A 26,621-nucleotide genomic window follows, 5' to 3' on the forward strand; every position below is an offset into this window, starting at 1 on the left:
GGTCCGTAGGGTCCGAAACGTGAGACCAAGACTGAGCAAGGGTCGCCAACCGATCTACCCAATCCGCCACCACCACCGCCTTGGTGCAGGCCGCAGCATGTTCCTGGTGATGGGCGCAGCGTCGCTCCCGGCAGCTGTCGTCGTTGCCCGCGAACGCCGCAAGCGTCGGGTTGCGAAACGCACCACCCTGGTCGCCACAGTCACCGCCGGCTTGGTCGCAGGCGCCACCATCGTTTGGTTGCGACGGCCGGCGGGGGGCAAACGTCTGCCCCTGCCATTCGCCGTCGTCGACACCGAAACCACCGGGCTGGACGCCACTGTCGACCGGGTGATCGAGATTGCCGTGGTGCACGCCGACGGTCTGGGCTCGTTGACCAACACCTTCACCTGGCGAATACGTCCCGACGATGGACGCCACGGCGCCGAGCACGTGCATCACATCAGTGAGGCCGACCTCGTCGATGCACCCACGTTTGGGGAGATCCTTGATGAGGTGACGGGGGCACTCCGTGGACGCACCCTGGTTGCGCACAACGCGCCATTCGACATTCGTTTTCTGACACGTGAGTACGAGCGGGCCGGGCGGCCCGCACCGGCAACGCTCGCTGGTCCGCTGTGCACGCTGGACCTCGCCCGGCGGCTGGGTATGGCGCCGCTGAGACTTGCCGAAGTGGCTCGGGCGCTCAAGTCGCCACTGCCTGCAACCGCACACAGGGCCACCGACGACGCCGTCGCCACCGCCAAACTGTTGAGACCGTTGCTGGACCGCGCCGGTGTCGCCTCGGCGCGCGATCTTCCGCTGATCGACTGAGCGATCGAGATCTGACGACGTGTCAGGTCTTGGTAGTCTTGGGGTTTGCGCCCGGGCACGGCGCGACCTGGAGGCGATCATGGATCTGGAGTTCACCAAGGAGGAACAGGAGTTCCGCGACCAGGCTCGCACCTGGCTTCGCGGCCACCTCCCAACCGAGCAACGGCCCGCCATGGGGCAGCCGATGCGCGAATTCGACCTGGCTTGGCAACGCACCCTGCACGAGGGGGGCTGGGCCGGCATCAACTGGCCAACCGAATTTGGCGGGCGTGGGCTGACCGACATCGAGCAGATGATCTGGTACTCCGAGTTCGCACGGGCCGATCCACCCTTCACCCTGAACAACAGCTGCACCTTCGTAGGCAACAACCACGGCGGCCCGACGATCATGGCCTCGGGCTCCGATCAGCAAAAGGCCGATTACCTGCCCCCGATCCTGCGAGGCGAGGTGGTGTGGTGCCAGGGATTTTCCGAGCCCAACTCCGGCTCTGACCTGGCCAGCCTTTCCACCAAGGGCGTCATCGATGGCGACGAACTGGTGGTGACCGGCCAGAAGATCTGGACCAGTTATGCCGACGTGGCCGACTACCAGGAACTGCTCGTCCGCACCGACCCGAGCGCCCCCAAGCACAAGGGCATCTCCTGGGTGATCTGCGACATGAAGACTCCCGGCATCGAGGTGCGAACCATCGACACGATGGCGCACCACACCGACTTCGCCGAGGTGTTCTACGACGAGGTTCGCATCCCGCTGGCCAACGTCGTGGGCGAGATCAACGATGGCTGGCGTGTGGCGATGAGCACGCTCAGCTTCGAGCGAGGCACCGCTTTCATGGCCGACCAGATCGAGCTGGCGGCCACCGTCGAAGCGCTGATCGGCGAAGCCCGCAACCGCACCGACGCCCGAGGCCGTGCCCGCATTGACGACGACGAGATCGCTCGACGTCTGGCCACAGCCCGCGCCGAGGTGGCGGCGTTGCGCTCGATGACCGTCGCCGGCATCAGCCGCACCCGCCGCACCGGCATGCCCGGCCCGGAGGGTTCAATGGTTCGAGCGTTCCACGGCGAACTACACCAGCGGGTGTACCAGCTGGGCATGGACATTCTGGGGACGGACGCTCTAGCCCTCACACCTATCGACGGCGACGGCAACTGGACCGGGCCATACCTCCAGAGTTTCGCCTACACGATTGGCGGCGGCACCACCGATATCCAACGCAATATCGTCGGCGAGCGGGTCCTGGGCCTGCCCCGGCCACCCCGCTGACGCCCATACCGCTGCTGACAACCCGCCGTCGGCCGACCTTTTCACTTTTCTTTCCGCCCCGCTTCCGATCTCTCCCAAAGGACCCGAACCCGTGGACCTGCTTCCCACCGACGAACAAGCCGAAATCGCGTCAACCGTGGCGAGCGCGTTGAAGGCGTCGTTCCCCATGAGCAACCGAGATCGCTACGACGTCATCGGTGCCCAGGCCACCACCCTGTCGTCGTCAGACGACCGCTCGCCCCTCATCGATGCGTCGACATGGACCGGCTTTGGTGACCTGGGATGGTTCAGCCTTGGGTTGGCCGAAGCGCACGGCGGCGTGGGCTATGGACTGGCCGAGGAGGTGCTGTTAGCCGAGGAGTTGGGGCGACAGGTGGCCCCGGGCCCGTTTGTCGCGCAGATCATCGCGGCCCGCCTGGCGGCGATGGCGGGGCTTGCGGACGCCGGATCACTGGCGAACGGAACCGTGCGTGCAGCCTGGGGGGAGCCCTCTGGTTTCTCCACCGACACCTCGGTCGCTGTTGGACACCCGACCACCGGCGAACTCCTGGTGCAGCACCCGGAAGGGGCCACCTGGGTCGTCACCATCTCGGGAACCGACGCCGTCTTGCTGGCTACATCCGACCTGACGTCGTCAGGCGACCTCGCACCGCTCGACCCCCCGACCCCGCTTCGACGTATGCGGGCAACCTCGGTGGTGCCCGGTGCGTCCGATTCAACCGGCGCAACGTCTCGGTGGGCCACCACGCTGATCGCCGCTCAGCTGGCCGGTATCGCCGAGGCAACCTGTGCCATGTCGGTTGACTATGCCAAAGAGCGTCAGCAGTTTGGTCAGCCGATCGGCTCGTTTCAGGCCGTGAAGCACCGATGTGCCGACATGGCGGCCCGGGCCGAAGCGGCGATCACCCAAACCCGCTGGGCGGCACTCACGGTCGACGACTCGGCCCAAAGCACCGGGTCGGCAGCGTTCGAGGTGGAGTCGGCGCGGGTCATGGCCACCCGTGCAGCCGTCGCCAATGCCGAGGTGAACATCCAAAACCACGGTGGCATCGGCTTCACCTGGGAGCATCCGGCGCACCGATTCGTGACCCGGGCCCGCCTGCTGGAGCTCAGTGGCGGCTCACTGGCCGACCATCAGGCTGCGCTGCTGGCCGCTCCGGTTTCCACCAGCTGATTTTGAGCCCCGGTTCCTCAGCCTGTCTGCCGGCTGAGGGAAGGCTTCAGCTGCGGGGAAGGTCCTTGAACGGAGCAGCCTTGTCGGGGCGAGCCTCCGGCGGTAGGCCCAACACCCGCTCGCCAATGATGTTGCGCTGCACCTGATCGGTGCCGCCGCCAATACGGGGCGCCCATTGCGCAAGGAAGATCCCCGTATAGACGCCCCCGTTCGGGTCGGCATCGCCCCAGAGCATGCCGTCGGCCCCCTGGAGGCTCATCAGAACATTGCCCACGTCTTCGTAGAAGCCCGAGACCGCGAGCTTCATGACCGAACTCTCGGGGCCAAGCGGTTCACCCCTGGTGATGGCGGTGCGCACCCGGTAACCAAGGAACCGAAGTATCTCAAGACGGCTCCAGAGGCGGGCCAGGTCTTGGCGGGCAGTCACAACGCCGGCATCGGCGCCGGATTTCGGGGCCCCGGTTCGATCCCTTCCAACCGCTGACACCACCACACCGTGGTCCCGCGCCAGGTTGACGATTTGGGGCCACTCGATCATGCCGCCTCCACCGATGGCCGAACGCTCGAAGTTCAACATGGTGAGCGCCACACCCCATCCGGCATTCAGGCCGCCCACCAACGCGCCGGCCCCAACCCGCACCTCGTCGAAGAACACCTCGCTGAAGTGCACGGCGCCATCGATTTGCCGGAGCGGCCGGACATCGATCCCCTGCGTTGACATATCAACCAGGAACGCAGAGATGCCCCGATGTTTGGGCACGTCCGGGTCGGTCCGCGCCAGCAGGATGCCGAACTCCGCAAGATGAGCAGCGGTGGTCCACACCTTCTGACCAGAGATCACGTACTCATCACCGTCGCGGACCGCACGAGTGGCCAGCCCTGCCAGGTCCGAGCCCGCTCCGGGCTCGGAGAACAGTTGGCACCACATCTCATCGCCACGCAACAGCGGCTGAAGGAAACGCTCCAGCTGTGGTGCCGAGCCGTGGGCCAACAGAGTGGGACCCACCATCTCGAGCCCAACCTGGAAGTAGCGGGCCCGGACGTCGTAGTCGCGCTCCTCCTCTGCGAAGATGGCAGCCAGGTGTGGGCCGAGCCCTCTGCCACCCTGCTCGACGGGCCAGGCAGGAGCACCCCAACCACCCGCCAGCTTGGTCTGCTGCCAGTCCGCTGCCTCGATCCGGTGTCGCCGGTCGGCCTCAATGGTGTTGGGACGGTGGGCAGCCAGGTGAGAGCTGTCATCCACGGGACGTCGAGCAGCGTGCGCGTCGAGAAACCTTCGGGCATCGAGACGGATCGCTGCCTCTTCCGGTGTGTCATCAAAATCCATCGGACCTTCTTTCAGCTGCTTCTTCTAGCGCAAGTCACGTTGACACGACAGGTTCCGCCGCCCAAGGGCACAATGACCACCAAACCCGGTGTTCTGGCTGAGTAGTGTGAGGTCTTGTGACTTCGCCGCGTCCACACTCTCACTCCAACGAGACGCCGCCAAGAACCGCCATTTCCGAATCGGATTTGGAGGTTGAGTACTTCCCTGCCGGCGAGCCGACTCCAGCGGAGGGAACCAGTGTGGTCGACCTGCAGGCCGTCGAGTTGCAGGCACAGGAGCCCGAGGCACCGCCGCCGAACGACGAGACCGCTGCCCTCCCTGTTCTGGACCTCAGCATGCTCCCGGAGCAGCAAACCGCCGGCGCCGCACCCCCCACCGACGACGCCACCCCAACCGGCCAAATCGACGCCATCACACCAACCTGGCCCGACCACCCCACACCCCCCACCGACGACGCCACCCCAACCGGCCAAATCGACGCCATCACACCAACCTGGCCCGACGGCCTCACGCCCCCCATCGAGCAGCTCGCTCGCCCCGAGCCTTCTACCGACGATCATGAAATCGTGGTGGGCGACAACGACCCGACGGGGATTTCGACGGTCATCGACGTCCCGCTCGCCCTGGACGAACTCGGCCCGCTGGATCCATCGGACGGAGCGCCCCCTCCCTTATCGGCCGAGACGGTCTCCGAGGTGCCAGAGAGCCTCACCTTGGGTCCATCTTCGGACGCGAGCGATGAGCCCAGCGACATCAGTGATGTCGCCGTGCCCGATCCGGATGAACGTTCACCAAGGCGCCGCCTGTTCGGTCGCCGGCGACGCCGAGGCGAGGAGCCGCCAACACCCACCATCGTCCCGGAGCCGGTCATGGGGTCCGATACGACCTTCGCCGCTACCGAGACGAGCGACCCGCAGGACGAGCGGGAGGCTCAAGACCAAGCGTCCAGCGATACACCGGAGCCCTTTCCTGGGGGCTCGTCCGATTTGCCTGGCGCTCCAAGGAGTCAGCGCAGACCTCGACGCAACGTCGTACTCCCAGGGCAGCAGGAATCGACGGAAGCCACCACCGACGATGGCGCACTCCAATCGATCGAAGCGGCAGTACCGGGCATGCCGAAAGAAGAGCCGCCGAGCCCGCCATTCCCCATCATCGACACCAACGACGTGCTGCCAAAAGGCTCACTCTTCACCGGCCCGACGGTGGAGCCTCTCGTCGTGGAGCCTCCGGAGGCCACCTCCATCGGGTGGACCGACGAAGCGCCGTTGGTCTCCCCGTCAGGGTCACGCACGGACGACCAAATCCTCGAGTTCTCAGGCGTTGAGCCCGAACGCCCAGCATCTGGTGAGTTGTTTGGGCACACTCATGATGCTGCTGCTGCGTCGCTATTTTCCGATGCGCCTGAAACTGCCGCCGTCGACATCCCCAGCATCGAAGCGGCGTCGGAACTCTTTGTTGCGCCGGTCCCGGATACCGACTGGCACCCCCTGGACGAAATTACAGCCGCTCGGCTGAGCGATGCGATCAACCCTGATGCCGAAGTCGGCGCTGCCACATCTGAGCTAGAGCTAGAGCTAGAGCTAGAGCCCGAGCCCGAGCCCGAGTCAACTGAAGAGCCCGAGCCCGAGCCCGAGCTGCTCTTTCCGAGCGAATACCCTCCGGTCACCGCCACCCACACTGAAGTCGACGCGATCTCCCCCGAAGACCAGGACGAGGACTGGCTCACCGTCAACCAAGCTGGGTTCAGCGAAGCGATCACCCCCGATACTGACATTGGCACTGTCGCATCCGAGCCGGAGCCGGAGCCAACTCACGAACCCGAACCCGAACCCGAACCTGAACCCGAACCCGAACCCGAGCCCGAGCCCGAGCCCGAGCTGCTCTTTCCGAGCGAATACCCTCCGGTCACCGCCACCCACACTGAAGTGGACGCGATCCCCCCCGAAGACCAGGACGAGGACTGGCTCACCGTCAACCAAGCTGGGTTCAGCGAAGCGATCACCCCCGATACTGACATTGGCACTGTCGCATCCGAGCCGGAGCCGGAGCCAACTCACGAACCCGAACCCGAACCCGAACCCGAACCCGAACCCGAGCCCGAGCCCGAGCCCGAGCCCGAGCTGCTCTTTCCGAGCGAATACCCTCTGGTCACCTCGGCCCACGCTGAAGTGGACGCCATCCCCCCCGAAGACCAGGACGAGGACTGGCTCTCCATTGATGCGGCGGCCTTCATGGTCGGCGGGGTCGCCAACCATGAAAAACCAGCCGAGGACGCTCTCGAACTTTTTGACGACTATGTGCCGTCCTGGGCGGATGGATCCGAACCCATCGTTCATCCGGCGGCCAACGGCCCGGCGGTTTCAGTCGTAACTGAGTTCTTCAGCTTGGACGGGATTCTGGCTGACCTTCTCATGCTTCGAGACAAGCAGCCCGAGCGAACCGATGCCGACGACCATGGCCTCCCGGAAACCGCAGCCCTTCAATTCGACATCCTCGATGACACTTCGCAGGCCGCAGACCAGAGCGAGGTACCCCCGGCAGTATCGACTGGGGTAGCCACTCCGGTCGTCGATCTGGCCGAACTCCCCGAAGAATCAGGCGACCGGCCAGAGGCGATGATCGCCATTCCGGCGATGATGCCCGCGGGTTTGAACAGCGTTGCTGTTGATCCCCACGGCGGGGCGTCAAGCACCCGCCAGCCAAACCACGACGTCTTCGCGGAACTTGCCGACCTCGACGGAACCGAGGGCATACGCGGAATTCTTGACGATGCTCCAGACACCGATGGTCACATTGACTCCCACGATTGGTGGGACTTCGAAGACACAACCCAACGCAACGACGACCGGGCCGGATTTCGTGCGGCCGCAAATGCCACCGAGGCCATCGACCTCACCGGCACCGAGCAGATCAGCCTCGTCGCGAGTGATCTTGCCGCTCCACCCACCGCCTCGAAACCGAGCGACCTGGATGCGCTCGATGGGCCAGATTCAGTCGCCTACGAGGCTGCAATGCACGCCTTCTTCGACGCCCACGACGACGACGGCAAGGACGGCCTCAACGATCCCGATGACGACGAGGCCGATGGACTCTTCACCTCGGTTGTCGACGACAGCGAGGCGATCTCCGAACGATACAACGAAGCCGAGCCAGGCTCAGCCCAGCTGGATTCCATTGACGACCGTGATGGTGTTGACCGCTGGGTGGAGGACACCGAGGACTCGCACGGCGACTGGCTTGAACGCACTCGCCGAACAACAGCCGCCAACGTGATAGGTGCCATCGCTGCACTGTTGGCGATCATCGGTCTGCTGATGGCCACCGTCTGGGTCGTACAGAACATCTGAGCCCACATGCCGGGCGTCGCCAACTCAGCGCTGCAAGGGCTCCGGCTAGTCTCAACCGACGGTCCCGAAGTTCGGGATGCGTCATGCCAAGGAGTTCCCATGCGACGAACTAAGACCATGCTCATCGGCGGTATCGCCGCATTGACCCTCGCCGTGGCAGGTTGCAGCGGATCGGTTTCCAAATCCGATTTCACTGCCGAGTTCACCAAGGCTGCAACCAGTGAGGACTCGCCGTTCACGAAGGAGCAGGCCACCTGCATGGGAGACAAGATCTACGACGAGGTCGGCGAGGACAAGATCACCGAGCTCAATGACGAACTCGCAGGCAGCGACGAGTTCCCCAAGGAACTGATTGCGCCCGTGGCCAAGGCCGGCCCGGAGTGCGTTCCTGCCGGAGACCTCCTGAAGGATGAGCTGACCGCGTCGGGCATCACCCCGGAGCAGGCCGACTGCATCGCTTCTGGAATCAACGACGACAAAGCCTTGAACCAGCAGGTGTGGGACGCCATCGCCGCCTCAGCCGCGGGCGATCAGTCGAAAGCAGACGATTTGCAAGGTGCCATTACGGACATGGCCACCAAATGCGTCGGCGGTTAAATGGGCTTGATTCGTCCTCACATCAGGTTTGAGGGCGAATCACCTCAGGCTTTGTGAGCCCCGCTGTGGCCATGTAGTCCTGGCCACAGCGGGCGGCTCACACTGCTCGTGAAAGAACGAGCGCGTTCCACAAGATCCAGCGAGTAGGCCATGATCGGTCGGCGGCCGACTCCAGTTCAGCCATCCTCAGGTAAAATTGGCGGCTGACCAGGTCATCACTACTCCTTCGGTCCGCCGCCGCCGCCATCGCGGTTGTCACCGCCACGGCACTTCTTGTTGGGTGCGGCGACGATCTCAGCGGAGCAGAGGCAACAGGGGGTTTGACGACCACCGGCAACTCAACCACCTCAACAGCGTCGCCGCAGGAGCAATCGGTCTCGCGAAGTAAATTCAAAGAAGAGTTCGCTGCTGCCGCCACCGGCGAAGGGTCGCCGTTCACAGAGGAGCAGGCGTCGTGCAGGGGCGACAAGATCTATGACGAGGTCGGCGCCGACAGGATTACCGAGCTCCACGACAAGCTCGTGGATAGTGGCAACATCCCCAGCCGACGTTGGCTTCGTGTGCGTCAAAGGCCGAACAGCGGGCGCTTCTTTTGCGCCGCCCAAGTGCGTGGGAACCGGGATTCCAGCGGCTCGTCCCGTGCGATCAGCACGGCATAGTGGCCTCCCGGCAGATCGACCAGAAGAGCCGGACCAAAGCCAAGTGGCGCCGCTGCCAGCGCATTCCACCTGTCCGTGACCTCGGGCGGCTCCGAAACCACCACCACACCCCCGCGTTGTACCAGACCAGCCGCACACTCAGCGGTTGGGGCGGGCCCAGCGAAGCTGCGTGCCACCACCACGTCGCAGGTGCCCCGCCACTCCGGATCCTGGCCTACCTCCTCGGCCGGACGATTCAGCACGGTCACCCGAGACTGAACCCCGAGTCGCCAGGCGGCCTCCGCCAGCCAGTCGGTGCGTTTGGATTTGCCGTCGATCAGCAGCAGATGAGCCTCGGTGACAACCGCCAACACCAACCCTGGAACTCCGCCCCCCGAACCCAGGTCGGCGATACGGGCGGGTGCCAACACCGGCCGGGCGTCACTCCACGCCTCCGCAAAACCCAGCGCATGATCGATGTGTCGCTCCACCGGCCCCTGACCCAGAAATCCGAGGCTTTGCGCGTCGCCGAGAACCTCGAGCATCGATTGGATCTGGTCGCCGTCCAACTCGAATCGATCGGTCATGTTGCCTCAACGCCATCGTTCAGCATCCGTCGATCCTCGACTTGGGGTTGACGCCCGGTACGAAGTGGCGACAATTCGGCATCGACCAGCAACGAACTGCGGCGCCCGCTGATCAGGCGCTCATGACGACCCCCCCAGCCTCGCAGCTCAGCATCTCCGGCCCGAGAGGATTCGAAATCGGCCCAAGTCTCCCAGGTGTCGAATCCCCAGAGCATCAGACACTCGCTGTCGTCGCCCATCGCTGTCGAGAGGGCAAGCGCCAACGAGAGCCCCTGGCGCCCGTAGTGCTCCACCAACTCGCGGAGCGCCTCGATCATTTCTGCGCTACGACCAACCGGACATCGCCACCACTCGTGAAGGTACCCGCCGGCCGACCACCCGTTCCGCAAATGGGCCTCAATCCCGGGCGACCATTCGGGTGCGACGGCGATGCGGTCGAATCCCCCGTGGCGAAACTTGGCAGCAGCCTCCCACCACCGGACCAGATTTGGGTCCTGATGACTCGGCCCCACCAGTTCGTGGCCGAAGTTGTGGGCCAGGTCGTCCCACCCCGCGTATTCCCACAGGTTCACCACGCTTGGCCACGTCCCGGTGGAGCCCACCACCGAGAAGACCCCGAAGCACAGCTGCCGCCGTGCCGGGCCGTTGTCGGGCCACCAGTTGGCGGTCATGTGATGTTGGTAGCGGGAGCGGTTGGCCCCGGAGATGGCCACCTCTTCGTGGATGTAGACGCGGCTCATGGGATGCAGTCTGGTCTCCGATAACGTGCCGCGCTGACTTTGAGAAGGGGAAACACCATGGCCGACGATCACGAACCGGCGGTGCTGACCGAACGGGTGGGCCACGTGCTGGTGGTCACCCTCAACCGTCCGGACCGCATGAACACCATTAATGGCGAGGTGCTGGTGCGCTTCTACGACGCCATGTTGGAGGCGGACAGCAACCCGGACATTCGGGTGGCGATCATCACCGGCGCAGGCAAGAACTTCTGCGCCGGTGCCGACCTGAAAGAAATGGCCGGTGGCCATCAGGGCGAGGACACCAGCGGTGTCGACGTGCAGGGCCGTCTGGCCGCCGACCCCGATTTACCGTGGAAGGCGCTCCTGCGCACCTGGCGGCCCAACGTTCCGCTGATCACCGCAGCCGAGGGGCAGGCGATCGCCGGCGGCACCGAACTGACCGGCGCCACCGAGATTCGCGTGGCGGGGGAGTCCGCAAAGTTCGGCATCTCCGAAGTGCGCTGGTCGCTCTATGCGATGGGCGGGTCGGTGGTGCGCATCCCACGCCAGATCCCGTACACCGTGGCCGCTGAATTGTTGCTGACCGGCGACCACATCGACGCTCAGCGAGCGCTGCAGTTGGGCCTTGTCGGTCACGTGGTGCCCGACGGCGAAGCACTGACCAAGGCGTTGGAGATCGCTGAGCGCATCGCCGCCAATGGTCCCCTTGCCGTGAAGGCGATCCTGCGCACCCTGCGGGAGACCAACGGTATGCAGGAGACCGAGGCACTCGACCACGAGTTCACCTACGGGTGGGATGTGTTCGCCTCTGAGGACGCACGGGAGGGTCCACGGGCCTTCAAGGAAAAACGCACCCCCAACTTCAAGGGGAAGTAGCCCCACCCGATCCGAATGGCTCAAGCCAAGTGAGCCACGCTCACCAGTGCGGGCATGAGAGCCGCAAGGCGCCCCAATCGGCCTCGCCCACCATGACTGGACCGTCCAGAGTCTTGACGTAGGCGGACCAAATCCGTGCGAAGCGTTTCGAAGGTGCGGTCTGGGTCGAGCCGCGCGGCGCGTCCGTGCTCCGTCACCCAAAGACCAGGACGTCAACACATCGAGCGCAGACAGTTCCACCTCGGTCTGCCGAAAAGACGTGAACCGCTCGAGGCAGACCTTCGCCCGCTCGGCTGCGATCAAAATGACCAGTAGCTCAGTTAGCGGCCTCGACCCATCCCCGCAGCCGCCTCGAACAGTTCATCGCGGAAATCAGGGTGGGCGATCTCAGCCAGCGCCGCCGCACGCTCGCGCACGGTCCGCCCTTGCATCTCGGCCGCTCCGTATTCCGTGCACACCACGTCCAGGTGATGCCGGGGCGTGGTGACCACCGAGCCGGCCATCAGCGTCGCCGTGATTCGACTCCGCAACTGACCGTCGATCGTGGCCGTCGACGGGAGACAGATCAGCGATCGGTCGGACAACTCAAGGCCCGACCCGGAGACGAACTCCTCGTGGCCTCCGATGCCGGAAAACTGTTTGCCGTCAATGGTGTCGGCCACCACCTGACCAAAGAGGTCAATCGACATCGCGCCGTTGATCGACACCATGTTGGCGTTGTTGGCGATCACCTCGGCCGAGTTCACCACGTGCACCGGCAGGAACCGCACATCATCACGGTCGTTCAGCCAGTCGTACAGGCCCTGGTTTCCGGCGGCGAAGGTGGTGATCGAGTAGCCCTGGAAAATGCCTTTGGCATTGTTGGTCACCTTGCCGGAATCGTGCAGCAGCTTGAGTCCGCTCGTGAACATCTCCGAGTGGATGCCATAGTCGCCACCGTCGCCCTCGACCAACAGCTTGGCAATGGTGGACGGAATCGACCCGATGCCCGTCTGAATCGTTGACCCATCAGAGATGTAGCCAGTGGCGAACCCGGCGATCGCCCGGTCGATCTCGGAGGGTTCAGGATCGGGCAGTGCTATCGGAGACCGGTCGGTCTCGACCACGAAGTCGCACTCGTCGACGTGCATGCGGTGCGAATAAGGGCCCAGGCCCAAGGTGCGGGGGAAGTGGGGGCTCACCTCGACGATCAATACCCGATCGGGATCGGCACCTGCCCGATGAAGTTCGTCGACGGTGGCGCCGGCATGAAGCGACAGGCTCATCCAACCGGCGGCGTCGGGAAGCGCAGCGGCCGTGGCCATCACCCGAGGCGCCTGTGCCTCGAGCACCGGAGCAAACCGACGAAAATCGGCCGGGACGAACTCGATATTGAAACCGGCATCCCGGTAGCCCCGTTCGATCGGCCCAAAAAAGCCGGACAAAAACCGCACGGTCGGTTTGGTGAACAGGTCGTACAGATCGGTGAGGAGCGCCCCCGCCACCGTGAGATCCTCCCAGTCGTCGCGTGCACCAAGCGCGTGGAGGAGGCCGATCGGGTGACCAGGCCCCAACGGCACGCCCAACTCGTCGACAGGGCGGATCGAGGCCACGGCCTCGTCCATTGAATCGGGTTGGAACGTGCTCACGATGCCTCCGGCGTCAGTTGTTGCTGTGACCCTAGCGACCTCCCTCAAGTGAGAGACTGCCATCCGGAGACCCACCAAGAGGTGGGCCATCACGAGGAGGCCGACGTGGGCGATCTGGATCTGGGGATGATGTGGGGTTACTGGGGCCAACTGCCGCCCCCCAACCTGGTGGAGCTCACCCAGGAGGCGGAGCGGCTTGGCTTCACTTCGGTGTGGACCGCCGAGTCGTGGGGTTCAGACGCGTTCAGCCCGCTGGCCTACCTGGCGGCGGTCACCGAGAAGATCCAGCTGGGTACCGCTGTGGCGCAACTGGCGGCCCGCACCCCGACCGCCACCGCCATGCATGCGCTCACCATCGACCATCTGTCGGGTGGACGGTTCAACCTCGGTCTCGGAGTTTCGGGTCCGCAGGTGGTGGAGGGCTGGTACGGCCAGCCATCCAACCGACCATTGGCCAGGACCCGTGAATACGTCGAGATCATTCGTCGCGTGATCGCCCGGGAGGAGAAGGTCGACTTCCAGGGTGAGCATTACCAGCATCCCTACACCGGGCCCGGCTCGGTCGGGCTGGGCAAAGCCCTTAAACCGATTACCCACCCGCTACGTCGCAAGATCCCGATCTTCATTGGCGCCGAGGGCCCCAAGAACGTCACCCAGACCGCCGAGATCGCCGATGGCTGGTTTCCCCTCTACTACTCCCCTTGGCGTCAGGACGTCTACGCCGATCAGCTCACCGGCGCATCGGACGATTTCCAGATCGCCGTGATCTGCCCGTTCGTCGTAACCGGCCCGACCGAGGCCGAGATTGCCGAGGGGCTCGCCGGTATCCGGATGATGTTGGCGTTCTACATCGGGGGCATGGGCGCCGAAGGTCAGAATTACCACACCAAACTGGCCTCACGCATGGGCCTGGGTGACGCCGCGCTGGAGATCCAACGGAAATTTCTCGCCGGTGACCAGGCGGGAGCGATCGACGCCGTGCCGGCGTCCTTTGCCGACGAGATCGCACTGGTCGGGCCACCCGAACGCATCAAAGAACGGCTCAGCGTCTGGAGGGACTCGCCCGTGACCACGCTGTTGATTCACGCCTCGGACAGCCACGGCCTCCGGACGGCCGCAGAGTTGGTCCTCGAAGGGTAGCTTTTCGAGTTATCAAGTTCATTTTTTTGTCGGGTCTGATAGGTTGGTTGTTGGGGAGGCAGATGTGGCCTCCATAACGGAAGGATCACTATGAACCTCAAACGCGTGGCTCTGCTCGTAGCGGCGCTGGCGACCATACCCGCCGCAGGCTGCGGCAAGCTGGCCGAGAAGGCCACCGAAAAGGCCACTGAAAAGGCCACTGAAAAGGTGATCGAACAGGCCTGCGAGGACGGCGGCGACTGCGAGGTCGACCTCTCCAAGGACGGCGCCACGGTGAAACGTGGCGATACCGAGATGTCGTTCGGAGAGAACGCCGACTACCCCGATGGTTACCCCGACTACCTCAAGTTGGACGGCTTCACCCCGACGCAGACCATACGGAGCGACGACGGGTCCGGGAGCGACGGTGCGGGCGGGTTTGTTGTCACGACGATGGTCAATCCGGACGCCGGAGACGCAGATTCGCTCGCTGCACTCAGCGGCCAGGCCGAGGAAGCCGGCTGCACCCCGGACGGGGATACGGATTCGTTGAACGCCAAACTCTCCGACATGGGTATGAGCACGGCGCGACTGACGTGCCCGGTAGGGCCGGTGGGGATCAGCTTGCGCGATCGCCAAGGGTCCGAGCAGCTACTCCTAGTCTCGATCCACGACAAGGAGTAGCCAACCGATGACCCGGCGCTCGCCGCTGCAAAGTCCCAGCGGCGAGCGCCGGCGGCGGGTATCGTCCCATTCAGCCGCAGTCGGTGTGGCGTACCAAAGGAGGTTCCCACCATGGGCATCAGAGGGCTAACGGTCGCGGTCGCAGCGATCACCATGATCACGCTGAGCGGCTGCGGAAAGATTGCCGAGAAGGCCAGCGAAACGGCCACCGAGAAGCTGAGCGAGCAGGCCTGCAAGGACAATAAGCCCGGGGAAGAGTGCGACGTCGACATCTCCAAGGACGGAGTCAAGGTCAAGACCGGCGACGGATCGTTCTCCGCCGGTGGTGACACCGATTATCCCGATGGGTACCCGGACTATCTGAAGGCCGATGGGTTCAAGCCCATCTCGGCCGTCAGCTCCGGTGACGGATCGGTCAACGTCACGCTCACCGGCAAGACCCCCGGGTCGGCATTGGTCAAGACACTCCAAGGACAGGCCGAGGCCGCCGGCTGCACCACCGACGACGCAACCGCCGCCACGGGCGGAGCCATCGTCACCCTCAACTGCAGCGAAGGCACCGTCACGTTGATGGGCATCGGTGACACCGGAGCCCAGCAGGGCGCCAACGTCACCATCACCCCCGCCTCCTAACCCGCCGGCATCGCCTCATGGTGATTGGGCGCGCGGCCGGTAGGGTGACGAACACCCGTTCTGCCTGCCACCCCCGGAGGTCATCCCCGTGTCCGATCAGGGCGAACTGTTTGCCGAGGCCCCCACGTTTGCGGCGCGTGTGCTGGACACACCCGTCGCCGATGAGATGTCGGAGTCGTTCCTGGCGTACTCGCTGTCGGTCATCACCGCACGCGCCATCCCCGACGTGCGAGACGGACTCAAGCCGGTGCAACGCCGCATTCTCTACGCCATGGACGACATGGGCCTTCGGCCCGACCGGCCCCATCGCAAGTGCGCCGGGGTGGTCGGCGACACCATGGGCAAATATCACCCACACGGCGACGGGGCCATCTACGACGCGCTGACCCGCATGGGGCAGGACTTCTCCCGGGTGGTCACCCTGATCGACCCGCACGGCAACTTCGGCAGCCTCGACGACCCACCGGCCGCGTACCGCTATACCGAGTGTCGGCTGACGCCCGCCGCCCAGGACATGCTGGCCGAGCTCGACGAGAACACCGTAGAGTTCCGGCCCACATTCGACGGCCAGCGAGACGAGCCGGTCGTGCTTCCGGGCCGCCTGCCCAACCTGCTGGTCAACGGCACGTCCGGTATTGCCGTTGGCATGGCCACCAACATGGCCAGCCACAACCTGCGCGAGGTGGCCGACCTGATCGAGCTGGTGATGACCCAGCGTCGGCCCAAACCCACCATCGAGCAGATCATGGCCGTGATCCCAGGCCCCGACTTTCCATCCGGCGGCATCGTGGTGGACGATGGCCTGGCGGAGGCGTACGCCACCGGCAGGGGCACGTTCCGCATCCGGGCCACCGCGGAGATCACCAGGGTCACCAAGAACCGGCAGGGCATCGTCGTCACCGAACTGCCCTACAACGTCGGTCCGGAGCGGGTGCTGACGCGGGCCCAGGACCTCATCCGCGACGGCAAGATCGCCGGCATCGCTGACGTCAAGAACCTGTCGGACCGCAGTTCCGGTCTGCGCCTGGTGTTCGAGTGCAAGGCCGGGGTCAACCCCAAGGCGGTGCTCACCGAGCTGTACCGCCAGACGCCTCTGGAGGAGAGCTTCGGCATCAACAACGTGGTGCTGGTCAACGGCGTGCCCACCACCATGGGTGTAGCGCAACTGGCTCAGCACTACATCGACCACCGACTGGAGGTAATCGTCCGTCGGACGGAGCACCGCCTGGCCCGTGCACAGGCCAAGCTGCACCTTTTGGAGGGTCGGCTGATCGCCCTGGACGCCATCGACCTGGTGGTATCGATCATCCGGTCGTCCCAGGACACCCCCGAGGCGCGAGATCGGCTGATGGCCGAGCTGTCGCTGTCGGAGATTCAAGCAAGCGACATCCTGGAGATGCCGCTGAGACGCCTGACCGCGCTCGCTCGCCTGGAACTCGAGACCGAGATCGCCGAACTGCGCGAGGCAATCGCCGACTTCGAGGTGATCCTCAACTCAGACCAGAGGCGCCGCACCCTGGTCCTCAAGGAGCTTCGGGAGATGGTGGACGCCTACGGACGGGACCGCCGAACCCGCATCGTGTCGCCCGATGCGCTGAGCGACGTGACCGCCACCGAGGCTGCCGTCGGGGATGAGCCCGCCACTGACGAGCCCTGCGTGGTGGCACTGTCATCCTCCGGCGTCATCGGGGTGGAACCGCCTGGCGGCCCCAAGGCGGCGACGTTCGGTCGCCATGACGTGCTGATTGATCGGGTGGCCTCGTCCACTCGATCGACCGTCTGGGGTATCACCACCCAGGGCCGGGCCGTATCGGCCACCGTCGCCGAACTGGATGCGGTGGCCGGTCGCTCCCGCGGCACGGCCGTGGGCGACGCCTTCGGGCTGGAACGAGGCGAGGAGGTACTCCGCCTCGTTGCGCTTCCAAGCGCCCTTGAAGGCACCGCGGCGCCGCATGGGAGCGAGACCAACTCCGGCGAGGAGGCCGCCGGCACACCGACCCTGCTGATGGTCAGCGCTCAGGGTCAGGCCAAGCGCATCACTCATGTCGAACTGGTGGGCACCCGTCCTGGTCAACCCGCCATGAAGTTGAAGGATGGCGACTCGCTGGTGGCCGCATTCGAGGCCTCGGACGGCACCGACGTGATCATGGTGTCCTCCGACGCCCAGGCGCTCCGCACGTCGGCCGGAAACATCTCGGTGCAGGGTCGAACCGCAGGCGGGGTTGCGGGCATGAAGCTGGCAAAGGGCGCAACGGTGGTGGGCGCTGGGCCCGTCGGCCCTCACGCGGTGGTACTCAGCGTGACCGACGGTCAGACCGCCAAAGCCACCGACGCCGCCGAGATTCCCGTCAAGGGTCGAGCCACCGGCGGGGTGCGGCTCACCAGGTTTCGAGACGAGAAACGGCTGGACTGGGCCTGGGTGGGGCCCGAGGACGGGCGCCTGGTGGTGGTCGGGCAGGAGGACAATCCCGCTCGGCCCGACCCAAGCCCCGAACCCCTCACGCTGGAGGTCACCGGCCGCGACCTGATCAGCCCGCCCACCACCAGGCGCTGGTTGGGGATCGGCACAGGCCGCTGGTGACCGCACAGGACGCCGGTGACCGCACGGGCCGCCAAGGTTGTCTCAGCACCGCTCCACGATGATGGTGACGCCACCGACGGTGGCGCCCTTGCCGTCGAGCACCGGAGGCTGGGCGATGGCATCCAGCGCCGGCGTGATCAGGTCGGCGTCGAGTTCGTCAGCCAGGAACTGTCGGACCGCCCAGACACCGGCGGGTGGCCAGGCACGGTTGGCGCCATCAAGCACCTTGAGCGCCAATCCCCAGCCGTCGGACGTGCCACAGGCCCAAAAACCCTCGGCTCCGGTCTTGGCCACCAGACCATCTCCTCGGGCCGTCAGCATCAGCTCGGTGTCCAACTGCCCTGGCCAACGCACCAACTCCGGGTGCGCCGCCATGGCGGCGCCGCAACGGCCCAGCGCCTCCCGTCCGCCTGCGTGACCAACGTGGCGGACGGCGTCTGGGCCATGGGCGACATCAGCGCCAACCTCGGTATCCCCCGCCGCCGCCCGGGCAAGGTGGGCGAACGCGCGAGCCGAATCGGCGAGCGTCGCTCGATACGCCACCATCCCGCAGCCGTCCGGCGCTGCTTCGGGCCTGAAACCCAGCCACCAGGTCACCCACCTGTTGATGGCCTCCTGCAGCGGATGGCCCGGGTCGAGGTAGGTGTCGAGCGGCCAGCCATTGGCGACGCACCAGGCCAACGCCAACGCATGATTGCCTGAGCATTGATGCTGTAGCGGTCCGCCCTGCCCGTCGTCACCGGGCGTCAAGGCATCGAGTGGCACCGCCGCCGCCTCGAGAATCTCAGCGGCCAGGGCCACGTGCAGGTCGCTTCCGTTGTGCGAGCCGCATGCCAGGGCCAGGTGCCGGTCGTCAAGACCGAATCGTTCCAGCGTGCCTGCTCGGACAGCGCCGACCGCCTGCGCCGGCTTGGCCGCCGAGCGCAGAAACGCCCGGTGGTTGGGATCACACGCAGGATGCTCCAACACCGAGCCGTCCGGACGGGTGAGCGCCACCGCCACACGGTTGACCCCGTCGGCGAAGTCCCCCCGGCTCCAGGTCAGCTTCAACATGCCCGGCACGCTACACACCACAACATCAACCAATTGCGCAACGCACAACATGCTGTGGGCAGGTGCGCCATAGAGTGCTGGAGTGACCAGCACGGCGCCACGTGGAGGGATCCACCCCACAGACCGCGAGCGCTCCCGGCGTATCTGGCAACTGCTGGAGCCGATACACGCGGTCTCCTATTTCTCCCCCGAGCCGCTTGCGGCCTACGACGAGGCGGGCGCCAAGGGCTTCTGGATGGGATACGTGGCAAGTCGAGCAGCACCGCTGGGTCCGGTGAAGGCCGCGCCGGTCATTGCGATGTTCGCCAACTTCCATCCACGACGGATTTTGCGGGCACTGCCTGAGGCTTGGGGTTTCACTTCGCCGGAAGCCATGTTGGAGGCCCGCCGATCAGGCTCGGCAACCGCCCTTCGCCGCATCTGGGCGGACCACGGCGTGGAGTCCCCAGCATCTGAGACCTCGCTGCAGCAGTTGACCGACGAGCTGACCAACATCGCCGAGGAGGCTCCACCCGACGGCCGGGGGCTCTTTGCCGCCAACCTCACCGTGGAGCGGGTGGACGACCCGGTGGCCGACCTCTGGCGGGCAGCCACCCTGCTGCGCGAACACCGGGGGGACGGGCACGTCGCCGCCTACCTCACCGAGGGGCTCACCGGAGTGCAGGCCAACCTGTTGCAGGTGGGCGTCGGGCGCATCCCGGGCGAGGCTCTGCGAAAGGCCCGGGCATGGGATACCGACGAATGGCAGGCCGAAGCAGAAGGCCTGGCCGATTGGGGGCTGCTGTTCGAGTCGGGGCAGGCCACGATGTCGGGCCACGACACCATGTTGCGGGTGGAGGCGGCAACCGACCGGGCGGCGTGGGGCGCCTTCGCCCGGCATGACCCGGCTGACCTCGACCGTCTCGAGGCGTCGCTCCGGCCACTCGCCGATGCCGTGAGGCGTTCAGGTGAGGTGCCATTTCCCAACCCGATGGGTCTCGAGCGCAACACCAACGAGTAATCTCGTCCACGAACACCCGTTCGTTAACGCCAACATTCTTGGTCCCTCGCCTCAGCTCCCAGGAGATCCCTGCCTCCCATGGCCGCCACCCAGCCCCCATCCGGCTACGACGCCTCTCATATCGAGGTCCTGGAAGGCCTCGATGCGGTTCGCAAGCGGCCAGGCATGTACATCGGAGGCACTGGTTCGTCGGGGCTGCATCACCTGGTGTGGGAACTGATCGACAATGCCGTCGACGAGGCGGCTGCGGGTCACGCCAACCTGATCGAGGTCACGATCCATCGTGACGGGTCGGTTGAGGTGACCGACAACGGACGAGGCATCCCCATCGGTGAGAAGCCCGACGGTCGCACTGCGCTTGAAGTGGTGTTCACCGAGCTTCACGCCGGCGGCAAATTCGGCTCCGGCGCCTACGGGTCGTCGGGCGGCCTGCACGGCGTGGGCGCCTCGGTGGTCAACGCTCTGGCCACCAAGCTGACCGCCGAAGTCGACCGGGACGGCGCCACGTGGCGGCTGGACTTTGCCGAGCGTCGGCCCGGTCACGTCGGTCCGAGGGGCGGTTTCACCCCATCGTCCAAGCTGGAGCGGGTCAGAAAGATCCCCGCCCGGCGTACCGGTACCCGGGTGCGGTTCTGGCCCGACCTGGACATCTTCGATCCCGAGGCTCGAATCGACTACGGCCGGGTGCGCGACCATGTGGCCGAGGTGTGTTTCCTGGTGCCCACCCTCAAGGTGCGGCTGGCCGACAAGCGCGGCACCAACCCCCCCGAACCCGAGGAGTTCTCGGCAAAGGGCGGCCTGGCCGACTTCGTCGACTACCTGACCATCGGCGAACCGCTGTGCGAGATCATCACCATCAAGGGTGAAGGCACGTTCACCGAGAAGGTGCCCGTCGACGGCAAGCTGACCGAGACCGAGCGCACCTGCGAGGTTGACCTGGCCCTGCGGTGGGTGAAGGGCTACGACAGCCGCATCGTCAGCTTCGTCAACACGATTCCCACCGCCGAGGGTGGCACGCACGTCGCCGGATTTGAGCGTGCGCTCACCAAGGCGGTCAACGACACCCTGCTGCCCGGCCTGCGCAAACTGGCTGCGTTGGAGAAGAAGGGCAAGGGTCGCGCCGAGAAGGGCGACGTGCAGGAGGGCCTGGTGGCCGCCCTCAAGGTGACGCTTCCCGAGCCGCAGTTTCGGGGCCAGACCAAGGGCGAGTTGGGCACGCCAGGCGTGCAGTCGATCGCCTATGAAATCACCAAGGACGGCATGGTGGCCTGGTTCGACGGCGGAGGCACCAAGAGCCATGTCTCGGCGGTGCGCGAGAAACTGGCCCAGGCGGTCATCAACCGGGTGGCCGCCCGGCAGACGCTGGACGCGCGCCGCAAGGCCGCCAAGCTGGGCGCCAATGGAATGCCCGACAAGCTGGCCGACTGTCGCACCCACGGCATCGACGCCGAGCTGTTGATCGTGGAGGGCGACTCGGCCGCCGGGCCCGCCAAGGCCGGCCGCAACTCAGAGAACATGGCCGTGCTGCCGCTGCGGGGCAAGGTGGTGAACGCGGGCAAGGCAAACATGAAACAGGTGGTGGAGAACGCCGAGGCCCAGGCGCTGTTCACGGCCATCGGTGCGGGGTTCGGTCGTGACTTCAACCTTGATGATGCCCGCTACGGGCGCATCATCATCCTGTGCGACGCCGACGTCGACGGCAGCCACATCCGCTGCCTGCTACTCACCCTGATCTACCACTACATGCGCCCGCTGCTCACCGAGGGCCGGGTGTTCGCCGCTCAGCCGCCGCTGTACTCGGTGAAGGTGGGCGACGAGGTGCGTTACACCTTCTCCGACGCCGAACGCGACGCGCTCACCGCCGAGCTGGCCGCCGCCGGACGCAACACCGAGAAGCTCAACTGGGTTCGGTTCAAAGGCCTGGGCGAGATGGATGTCCACGAGTTGGTGGAGACCTGCCTCGACCCCAACAACCGCATCCTGCGGCGCCTCACCATGGAGGACGCCATGGAGGCCACCCGCGCCGCCGACCGCTTCGAGGTGCTGATGGGCTCCGACGTCGCCCGGCGCAAGGCGTTCCTCCTGGAGAACTCCGAGCTGGTCGACCCGGCGGCGCTCGACGTCTGAGCGAAGAACCGGAAGGTGTTAGTGAAGCGACAAGACGTGTTTGAGAACATCGTCGATCGCGTGCTGTTGCTCGGTTCGCAATCGACCAAGGCGCCGGATGAGCCGCCTGGTCGAGACCGACCGCACCTGCTCGATCTGGAACGACGTCGGGACGTCCAATCCGGTCCCCGCATTCGGATGGGCAAGAACATGCATCGGCAGGCCTCGGACCTTCGATGTTCCTGGCACTATGACGACCATGTTGAGTTTGGGGTGATGCAACGAATTATCGCTGACGATGAGAGCCGGGCGTACGAACGCCTGCTCCGGATCGGCCGGGTCGATTCCAAGGTCGGTCAGCCACACGTCACCTCGGCGACAGGTGGGCTCAGTCCCCACGCAGACCGTCTGACGCAGTCCCATCGAGCTGATCGGTCTCGGCTCGGTATTCGGCAAGCTCTTCGGGGTTCATTGCGTCAAGCGCCTCGTGCACACCGCTCCACCACTGATCTCGTTGCATGCGCCGCACCGCATCGGTCACCACCTCGAGCAAGGTCGAGTCGCGTTGCGCGGCGAGCCTGGCGATTTCATCCCGGAGCACCACCGGGAGACGTAAAGTTGTCGTCCGTGTAGGCGCCACATCAGTAGCCTACCCCCGGTCGGCTCATGCTGCATCCGGTGGCGGGTGATCGCGCGTCTGGCGCTCAGTCGACGGGTGCCGCCGAGGCGAAGGCCCTTGCCCGGTCCAGCATCGCCTCGCGGTCGCCGGCTTCGGCCGAGCCGACCAGGCGGTAATCGTCGGCGAACTCGGAGAGCAGTTCACCGGATTCATCGACCAGCCACGGCAGGGCCAGGCGGCGTGGCACCCGGACGGTGTCGGGCCGCTCCAGCGTGCCGAACACCCGATCCCACCACATGACGCTCACCCCGTGGTTGGCCATCGGATGGCCGAAGTGGTGGTGGAAGTGGTGGCGGCGCAGCCAGGTGCTGTAGGTGCCGGTGGGCGGAACCAGGTGGGCCCGGGCATGGAAGAACTCGTAGAAGAAGTAGCCGATGGCCCAACCCGCTGCGATCGACGCGGCGACCGGCCATGAGGCTCCGGCCAGTCGAGCGAGCGGTATCCAGGCGGCGCACCCGACCACGAAGATGCCCAGCCATGCGAGCAGGATGACGGGATCGAACGTCCACGACGACGTCACGTGATGCTCAAGGTGCTCACGGCTCATGATGCCCTTGCCCCCCAAGGCGTGCATGGCAAAGCGGTGCAGCAGGTATTCGGCGAGCGTCCAGGCAACCCACCCCCCAACAAAGGCGACGAGCATCCACAGCAATTGGGTCATCGGATCTTCCAATCATCGGCCAGAGCGACCGCTTCGGTGAGTCGTTCGGGGTTGGCACCCCAGCCCCGCAGCAGGTCGCCGCTGAGCAGCCGCCCCATGGTGTGGCCATCGGCGGGCACCCCAACGGGCAGCGAATCGGTTGCCAGTACGCCGTTGAGCGCAGCCAGCCAGCGGACGGCCCGAACCATCGACGAATCGCCGCTGTCGGCCGAGGCGCCGGCGCCGGCGTCTCCGAGCGCCCCTGCCCTGACCGCCTGATCGATCAGTTGGACGGGGACGGTCAGCGCCCCAAGAGCGGCCGGCAACACCCCGGCGGCATCATCGAGGTCTTGGAGGCCGGGGTTTGCCATCAGCCGTTGTTGGAGCCCGAACTCCCTCGGGTACTTCGCGGGGCCGCTCATGGTGAGATCGGAGAAGGCCACCAGGCGAGCCAGCGCCACCGCCTGCGGCTCTGCATCAGCGGGCGCCTGCCACGAGCCCACCGCCTCCCGGGCCACCTGGGCCAGCACCTCCAACGCCTCCCGCTGCAACGCCGCAACGATGGCCGACTTTGAGGGGAAGTAGGTGTACAGCGACGGCGCGGTGAGGTCGGCCCGTTCGCCGATGGCGGCCAGGGTCAGCGCTTCGGGGCCGCCTTCGTCCCAGAGGTCGGCCGCAATGTCGAGCAGTTCGCGACGCCGGGCGATGCGTTTACGGGTTCGACGATCAGTTTCCGTAGCCACGTAGGAAACCTAACGTCATTAGATTTCGGAGTCAAGGGGTACGATCAGGCTGTGAGGGACACCATGCAACAGACCGGCGACGACACCTACGAGGCCACCCTGCGCCGCACCACCGGAGGTGTCGCTCACATCGAGGGCAAGACCTGGGGCGACGTTGGCTTTGGTCAAGGCCTGGCATGCGCTCAGGACAACCTGGCGATCATCGCCGACCAGCTGGTGAAAGTGCGCAGCTCGCTGGCCGCCCACCACGGGCCCGGCGCCGCCGACGCCAACGTAGCCAGCGATCTGGGCTACCTGGCACTCGACGTGCTGGGGCGAGGCCGGGCGATGCGCGAGGCACAACCATCCCATGTGCGGGAGATCATCACGGGCTACGTGGCCGGATACAACCAGGTGGCGGCCGAGGCCCAACACAGCGGTGGCGCGGCCGCGTGGGCCTGCAACTGCGACGGCTCCCCCGCCCGGTGGATCGAGCCGGTGGGCGAAGAGGTGTTTTACGCCTACTTCGCCGACGTGGCCATGATGGCCAGCGGCCGCAACCTGGTGAGCCTCATCGGGCGGGCGGAGGCACCCGGCCCCGAGGGCCCTGTCCCGGCGTCGCCCGACTCGGCCCTGGGACAGACGGCACCCGGCGCCTCCAACGGCTGGGCCGTCGGCGGCGATGTCACCGCCTCCGGCCACGGCATGGTGCTGGGCAACCCGCACTTCCCCTGGTATGGCGAGGCCCGGTTCTGGGAGTGCCACCTCACCCTGCCCGGCGAACTCGACGTGTACGGCGTGTCGTTGCTGGGCCTACCCGGCGTGCAGATCGGCTTCAACCGCACCCTCGCCTGGACCCACACCTTCTCGGGCGGCAGCCGATTCACCCTCAGCAGGCTGGAGCTGCATCCCGGCGAGCCCACCCGCTATCGCTTCGGCGACGAGGTCCGCGACATGACGTCGGCCTGGTACAGCGTCGACGTGCTTGCCCCCGACGGCTCGATCGAGCCGGTGGAACGAACACTGTGGCGCACTCACCACGGCCCGATGGTCAACCTGCCGCTGCTGGGGTGGGGCAACGAGGTCGGCTTCGCCTACCGCGACGCCAACGACACCAACACCGCCGTCCTCGAGCAGTTCGTGGCGGCCAACCGTTGTGCCGACGTGGCCGAGTTGCGCGCCACCTACACCCGGCTGGACGCCATGCCTTGGGCCAACACCCTGGCAGCAGACACATCCGGGGCAGCCTGGTACGCCGACGCGTCGGCCACCCCACACCTGAGCAGCGCAGCTCAGGCCCGATTCACCGGCCGCCTGTCCGAGGACCTGGTGGCCGCCCTGCTGTACGAGAACCGGGTGGCGTTGACCGATGGCAGCGACCCGGACGACGACTGGCTCGACCATCCCGAAGCCGCCCGGCCCGGGTTGGAGCCCTTCGATCGGCACCCCCAGCTGCTGCGCCGCGACATCCTCGTCAACGCCAACGACAGCCATTGGCTGAGCCACCCCGATGACCCTTTGGAGGGATACTCGGTGCTGTGCGGGTTGGAACGCACGCCCCTCAGCCTGCGCACCCGCCAGAACCTGCGTCTGGCCCAGGCGCTGACCCAACGAGGCGGCGTGGACGTCACCGACCTGATCGCGGCCGTGCTCGACGGAGCCTCGCTCAGCGCCGAGTTGCTGAAGGACGAGGTGGTCACCGTCTGTCGAGCCGAGGGTCGCGCCGAAGTCGCCGACGTGTTGACGGCGTGGGGCGACACCGCCGGGCTGAACGACCCCGGCACCGCCCTGTGGCGCGAGATCATGGCCACCATCGGTGCCGCCGACCTCCGCAACGCCGGGACGCTGTTCAAGGTGCCCTTCGACCCCGCCGCGCCGCTGGAGACACCGTCCGGCCTGGCCACCGACCACGGCGCGTTGTTGCGGGCCGTCGACGCCGCCGTCGTTGCGCTGGGGTGTGCGGGCGTTGTCCTCAACACTGCGCTGAGTGAATGCCAGTGGGCCGACCGCAACGGCAAACGGGTGCCGGTGCCGGGCGGAAGCGAAGGGGAAGGGGTGCTGAACGTGCTGGGCCCGTCCGGGGCGCTCAGCCTGGCCACCCGCCAGCCGTTACCCACCGTGAAGGACCCGATCGCCGAACGGGCGGCCACCTCCGGACTCGCTCAAGGCGGCTACCAGGTGACCTACGGTGCGACATTCCTTTTCGCAGTGGAGCTGACCACGAACGGTCCGATTGGGTGGGGCGTGCTGGCGTCGGGGCAAAGCGGCGATCCGAAATCGGCCCACCACGCCGACGGCGCCAGGGCATTCGCCGCCGGAGATCTCCGACCCTTGCTGTTCACCGACACCGACATCGGCTGCGATCCCAATCTGACCAGCCAGGTGGTCGCAGGGACACGGCCCACCTGACAG

22 protein-coding genes are annotated in these 26,621 nt (G+C 66.0%); 13 read left to right on the top strand and 9 right to left on the bottom strand.

The annotated features are described in order from the left end of the window. The first annotated feature begins 19 nt into the window (after nt 1-19). From MPARV_RS0106850 to MPARV_RS0106860, 3 genes are all read left to right on the top strand, one after another. Nucleotides 20-811 (top strand): 3'-5' exonuclease, encoded by a 792-nt coding sequence (locus MPARV_RS0106850; protein WP_157789494.1) that lies wholly within the window; start codon nt 20-22, stop codon nt 809-811. Between the two features lie 79 nt (nt 812-890). Beyond that, nucleotides 891-2,078, top strand: a complete 1,188-nt coding sequence (locus MPARV_RS0106855; protein WP_031277540.1) for an acyl-CoA dehydrogenase family protein — start codon at nt 891-893, stop codon at nt 2,076-2,078. Between the two features lie 91 nt (nt 2,079-2,169). Further along, on the top strand, nt 2,170-3,252 hold the full coding sequence (locus MPARV_RS0106860; protein ID WP_020377721.1) for an acyl-CoA dehydrogenase family protein: 1,083 nt from the start codon (nt 2,170-2,172) through the stop codon (nt 3,250-3,252). Nucleotides 3,253-3,298: 46 nt separating this feature from the next. Here MPARV_RS0106860 and MPARV_RS0106865 read toward each other — a convergent pair whose 3' ends face one another. Further along, nucleotides 3,299-4,579, bottom strand: a complete 1,281-nt coding sequence (locus MPARV_RS0106865; RefSeq protein WP_020377722.1) for an acyl-CoA dehydrogenase family protein — start codon at nt 4,577-4,579, stop codon at nt 3,299-3,301. 239 nt (nt 4,580-4,818) lie between these two features. On the opposite strand from MPARV_RS0106865, the gene MPARV_RS24615 reads away from it, so the two are divergent. After that, on the top strand, nt 4,819-7,926 hold the full coding sequence (locus tag MPARV_RS24615; RefSeq protein WP_031277542.1) for a hypothetical protein: 3,108 nt from the start codon (nt 4,819-4,821) through the stop codon (nt 7,924-7,926). 117 nt (nt 7,927-8,043) lie between these two features. After that, nucleotides 8,044-8,523: a hypothetical protein gene (locus tag MPARV_RS0106875; RefSeq protein ID WP_020377724.1), complete on the top strand. Its 480-nt coding sequence runs from the start codon at nt 8,044-8,046 to the stop codon at nt 8,521-8,523. 565 nt (nt 8,524-9,088) lie between these two features. On the opposite strand, the gene MPARV_RS22380 is transcribed toward MPARV_RS0106875, so the two are convergent. Together MPARV_RS22380 and MPARV_RS0106885 are read right to left on the bottom strand one after the other, a co-directional pair. After that, a complete protein-coding gene (locus MPARV_RS22380) occupies nt 9,089-9,748 on the bottom strand; it encodes an RsmG family class I SAM-dependent methyltransferase (protein ID WP_012229567.1) in 660 nt (219 codons plus the stop codon). Continuing rightward, nucleotides 9,745-10,488 carry a hypothetical protein gene (locus MPARV_RS0106885; protein WP_012229568.1) on the bottom strand — a complete coding sequence of 248 codons (744 nt, stop codon included), beginning with the start codon at nt 10,486-10,488 and terminating at the stop codon, nt 9,745-9,747. Before MPARV_RS0106885 ends, MPARV_RS22380 begins: the two co-directional genes overlap by 4 nt. 57 nt (nt 10,489-10,545) lie before the next feature. Here MPARV_RS0106885 and MPARV_RS0106890 point away from each other — a divergent pair, with 57 nt between their 5' ends. Beyond that, nucleotides 10,546-11,364, top strand: coding sequence for a crotonase/enoyl-CoA hydratase family protein (locus MPARV_RS0106890; protein ID WP_020377725.1), 819 nt, complete (start codon nt 10,546-10,548; stop codon nt 11,362-11,364). A gap of 320 nt (nt 11,365-11,684) precedes the next feature. Here the strand turns inward: MPARV_RS0106890 and MPARV_RS0106895 are convergent, their stop codons facing one another. After that, nucleotides 11,685-12,968 (bottom strand): acetyl-CoA hydrolase/transferase family protein, encoded by a 1,284-nt coding sequence (locus MPARV_RS0106895; protein WP_020377726.1) that lies wholly within the window; start codon nt 12,966-12,968, stop codon nt 11,685-11,687. A gap of 129 nt (nt 12,969-13,097) precedes the next feature. Here MPARV_RS0106895 and MPARV_RS0106900 point away from each other — a divergent pair, with 129 nt between their 5' ends. From MPARV_RS0106900 to MPARV_RS0106915, 4 genes are all read left to right on the top strand, one after another. Continuing rightward, nucleotides 13,098-14,132 carry an LLM class F420-dependent oxidoreductase gene (locus MPARV_RS0106900; RefSeq protein WP_200865166.1) on the top strand — a complete coding sequence of 345 codons (1,035 nt, stop codon included), beginning with the start codon at nt 13,098-13,100 and terminating at the stop codon, nt 14,130-14,132. Between the two features lie 90 nt (nt 14,133-14,222). After that, the gene (locus tag MPARV_RS0106905; RefSeq protein WP_012229573.1) at nt 14,223-14,795 is read left to right on the top strand and encodes a hypothetical protein; all 573 of its coding nucleotides are present in this window, start codon (nt 14,223-14,225) and stop codon (nt 14,793-14,795) included. A 111-nt stretch (nt 14,796-14,906) separates the two neighbouring features. Further along, nucleotides 14,907-15,428: a hypothetical protein gene (locus MPARV_RS0106910; RefSeq protein WP_012229574.1), complete on the top strand. Its 522-nt coding sequence runs from the start codon at nt 14,907-14,909 to the stop codon at nt 15,426-15,428. Between the two features lie 88 nt (nt 15,429-15,516). Next, complete coding sequence (locus MPARV_RS0106915; protein WP_012229575.1) at nt 15,517-18,009, top strand: DNA gyrase/topoisomerase IV subunit A; 2,493 nt, start codon at nt 15,517-15,519, stop codon at nt 18,007-18,009. Between the two features lie 42 nt (nt 18,010-18,051). Here MPARV_RS0106915 and MPARV_RS0106920 read toward each other — a convergent pair whose 3' ends face one another. After that, on the bottom strand, nt 18,052-19,062 hold the full coding sequence (locus MPARV_RS0106920) for an asparaginase (RefSeq protein ID WP_020377728.1): 1,011 nt from the start codon (nt 19,060-19,062) through the stop codon (nt 18,052-18,054). An 82-nt stretch (nt 19,063-19,144) separates the two neighbouring features. On the opposite strand from MPARV_RS0106920, the gene MPARV_RS0106925 reads away from it, so the two are divergent. Both MPARV_RS0106925 and MPARV_RS0106930 read left to right on the top strand, forming a co-directional pair. Beyond that, nucleotides 19,145-20,062, top strand: coding sequence for an SCO6745 family protein (locus tag MPARV_RS0106925; protein WP_012229578.1), 918 nt, complete (start codon nt 19,145-19,147; stop codon nt 20,060-20,062). Between the two features lie 78 nt (nt 20,063-20,140). Beyond that, complete coding sequence (locus MPARV_RS0106930; protein ID WP_020377729.1) at nt 20,141-22,189, top strand: DNA gyrase/topoisomerase IV subunit B; 2,049 nt, start codon at nt 20,141-20,143, stop codon at nt 22,187-22,189. An 18-nt stretch (nt 22,190-22,207) separates the two neighbouring features. On the opposite strand, the gene MPARV_RS0106935 is transcribed toward MPARV_RS0106930, so the two are convergent. From MPARV_RS0106935 to MPARV_RS22385, 4 genes are all read right to left on the bottom strand, one after another. Further along, nucleotides 22,208-22,534, bottom strand: a complete 327-nt coding sequence (locus MPARV_RS0106935; RefSeq protein ID WP_031277551.1) for a type II toxin-antitoxin system PemK/MazF family toxin — start codon at nt 22,532-22,534, stop codon at nt 22,208-22,210. A 22-nt stretch (nt 22,535-22,556) separates the two neighbouring features. Next, the gene (locus MPARV_RS0106940; RefSeq protein ID WP_155852252.1) at nt 22,557-22,808 is read right to left on the bottom strand and encodes a hypothetical protein; all 252 of its coding nucleotides are present in this window, start codon (nt 22,806-22,808) and stop codon (nt 22,557-22,559) included. 64 nt (nt 22,809-22,872) lie between these two features. Further along, nucleotides 22,873-23,508, bottom strand: a complete 636-nt coding sequence (locus MPARV_RS0106945) for a sterol desaturase family protein (protein ID WP_012229582.1) — start codon at nt 23,506-23,508, stop codon at nt 22,873-22,875. Continuing rightward, complete coding sequence (locus tag MPARV_RS22385) at nt 23,505-24,230, bottom strand: helix-turn-helix domain-containing protein (protein ID WP_012229583.1); 726 nt, start codon at nt 24,228-24,230, stop codon at nt 23,505-23,507. Before MPARV_RS22385 ends, MPARV_RS0106945 begins: the two co-directional genes overlap by 4 nt. Nucleotides 24,231-24,281: 51 nt before the next feature. Between MPARV_RS22385 and MPARV_RS0106955 the strand changes: the two genes are divergently transcribed. Continuing rightward, nucleotides 24,282-26,618: a penicillin acylase family protein gene (locus MPARV_RS0106955; protein ID WP_157789495.1), complete on the top strand. Its 2,337-nt coding sequence runs from the start codon at nt 24,282-24,284 to the stop codon at nt 26,616-26,618. Nucleotides 26,619-26,621: the final 3 nt, after the last annotated feature.

The organism is Candidatus Microthrix parvicella Bio17-1 (genome assembly GCF_000299415.1).
Classification (GTDB): domain Bacteria; phylum Actinomycetota; class Acidimicrobiia; order Acidimicrobiales; family Microtrichaceae; genus Microthrix; species Microthrix parvicella.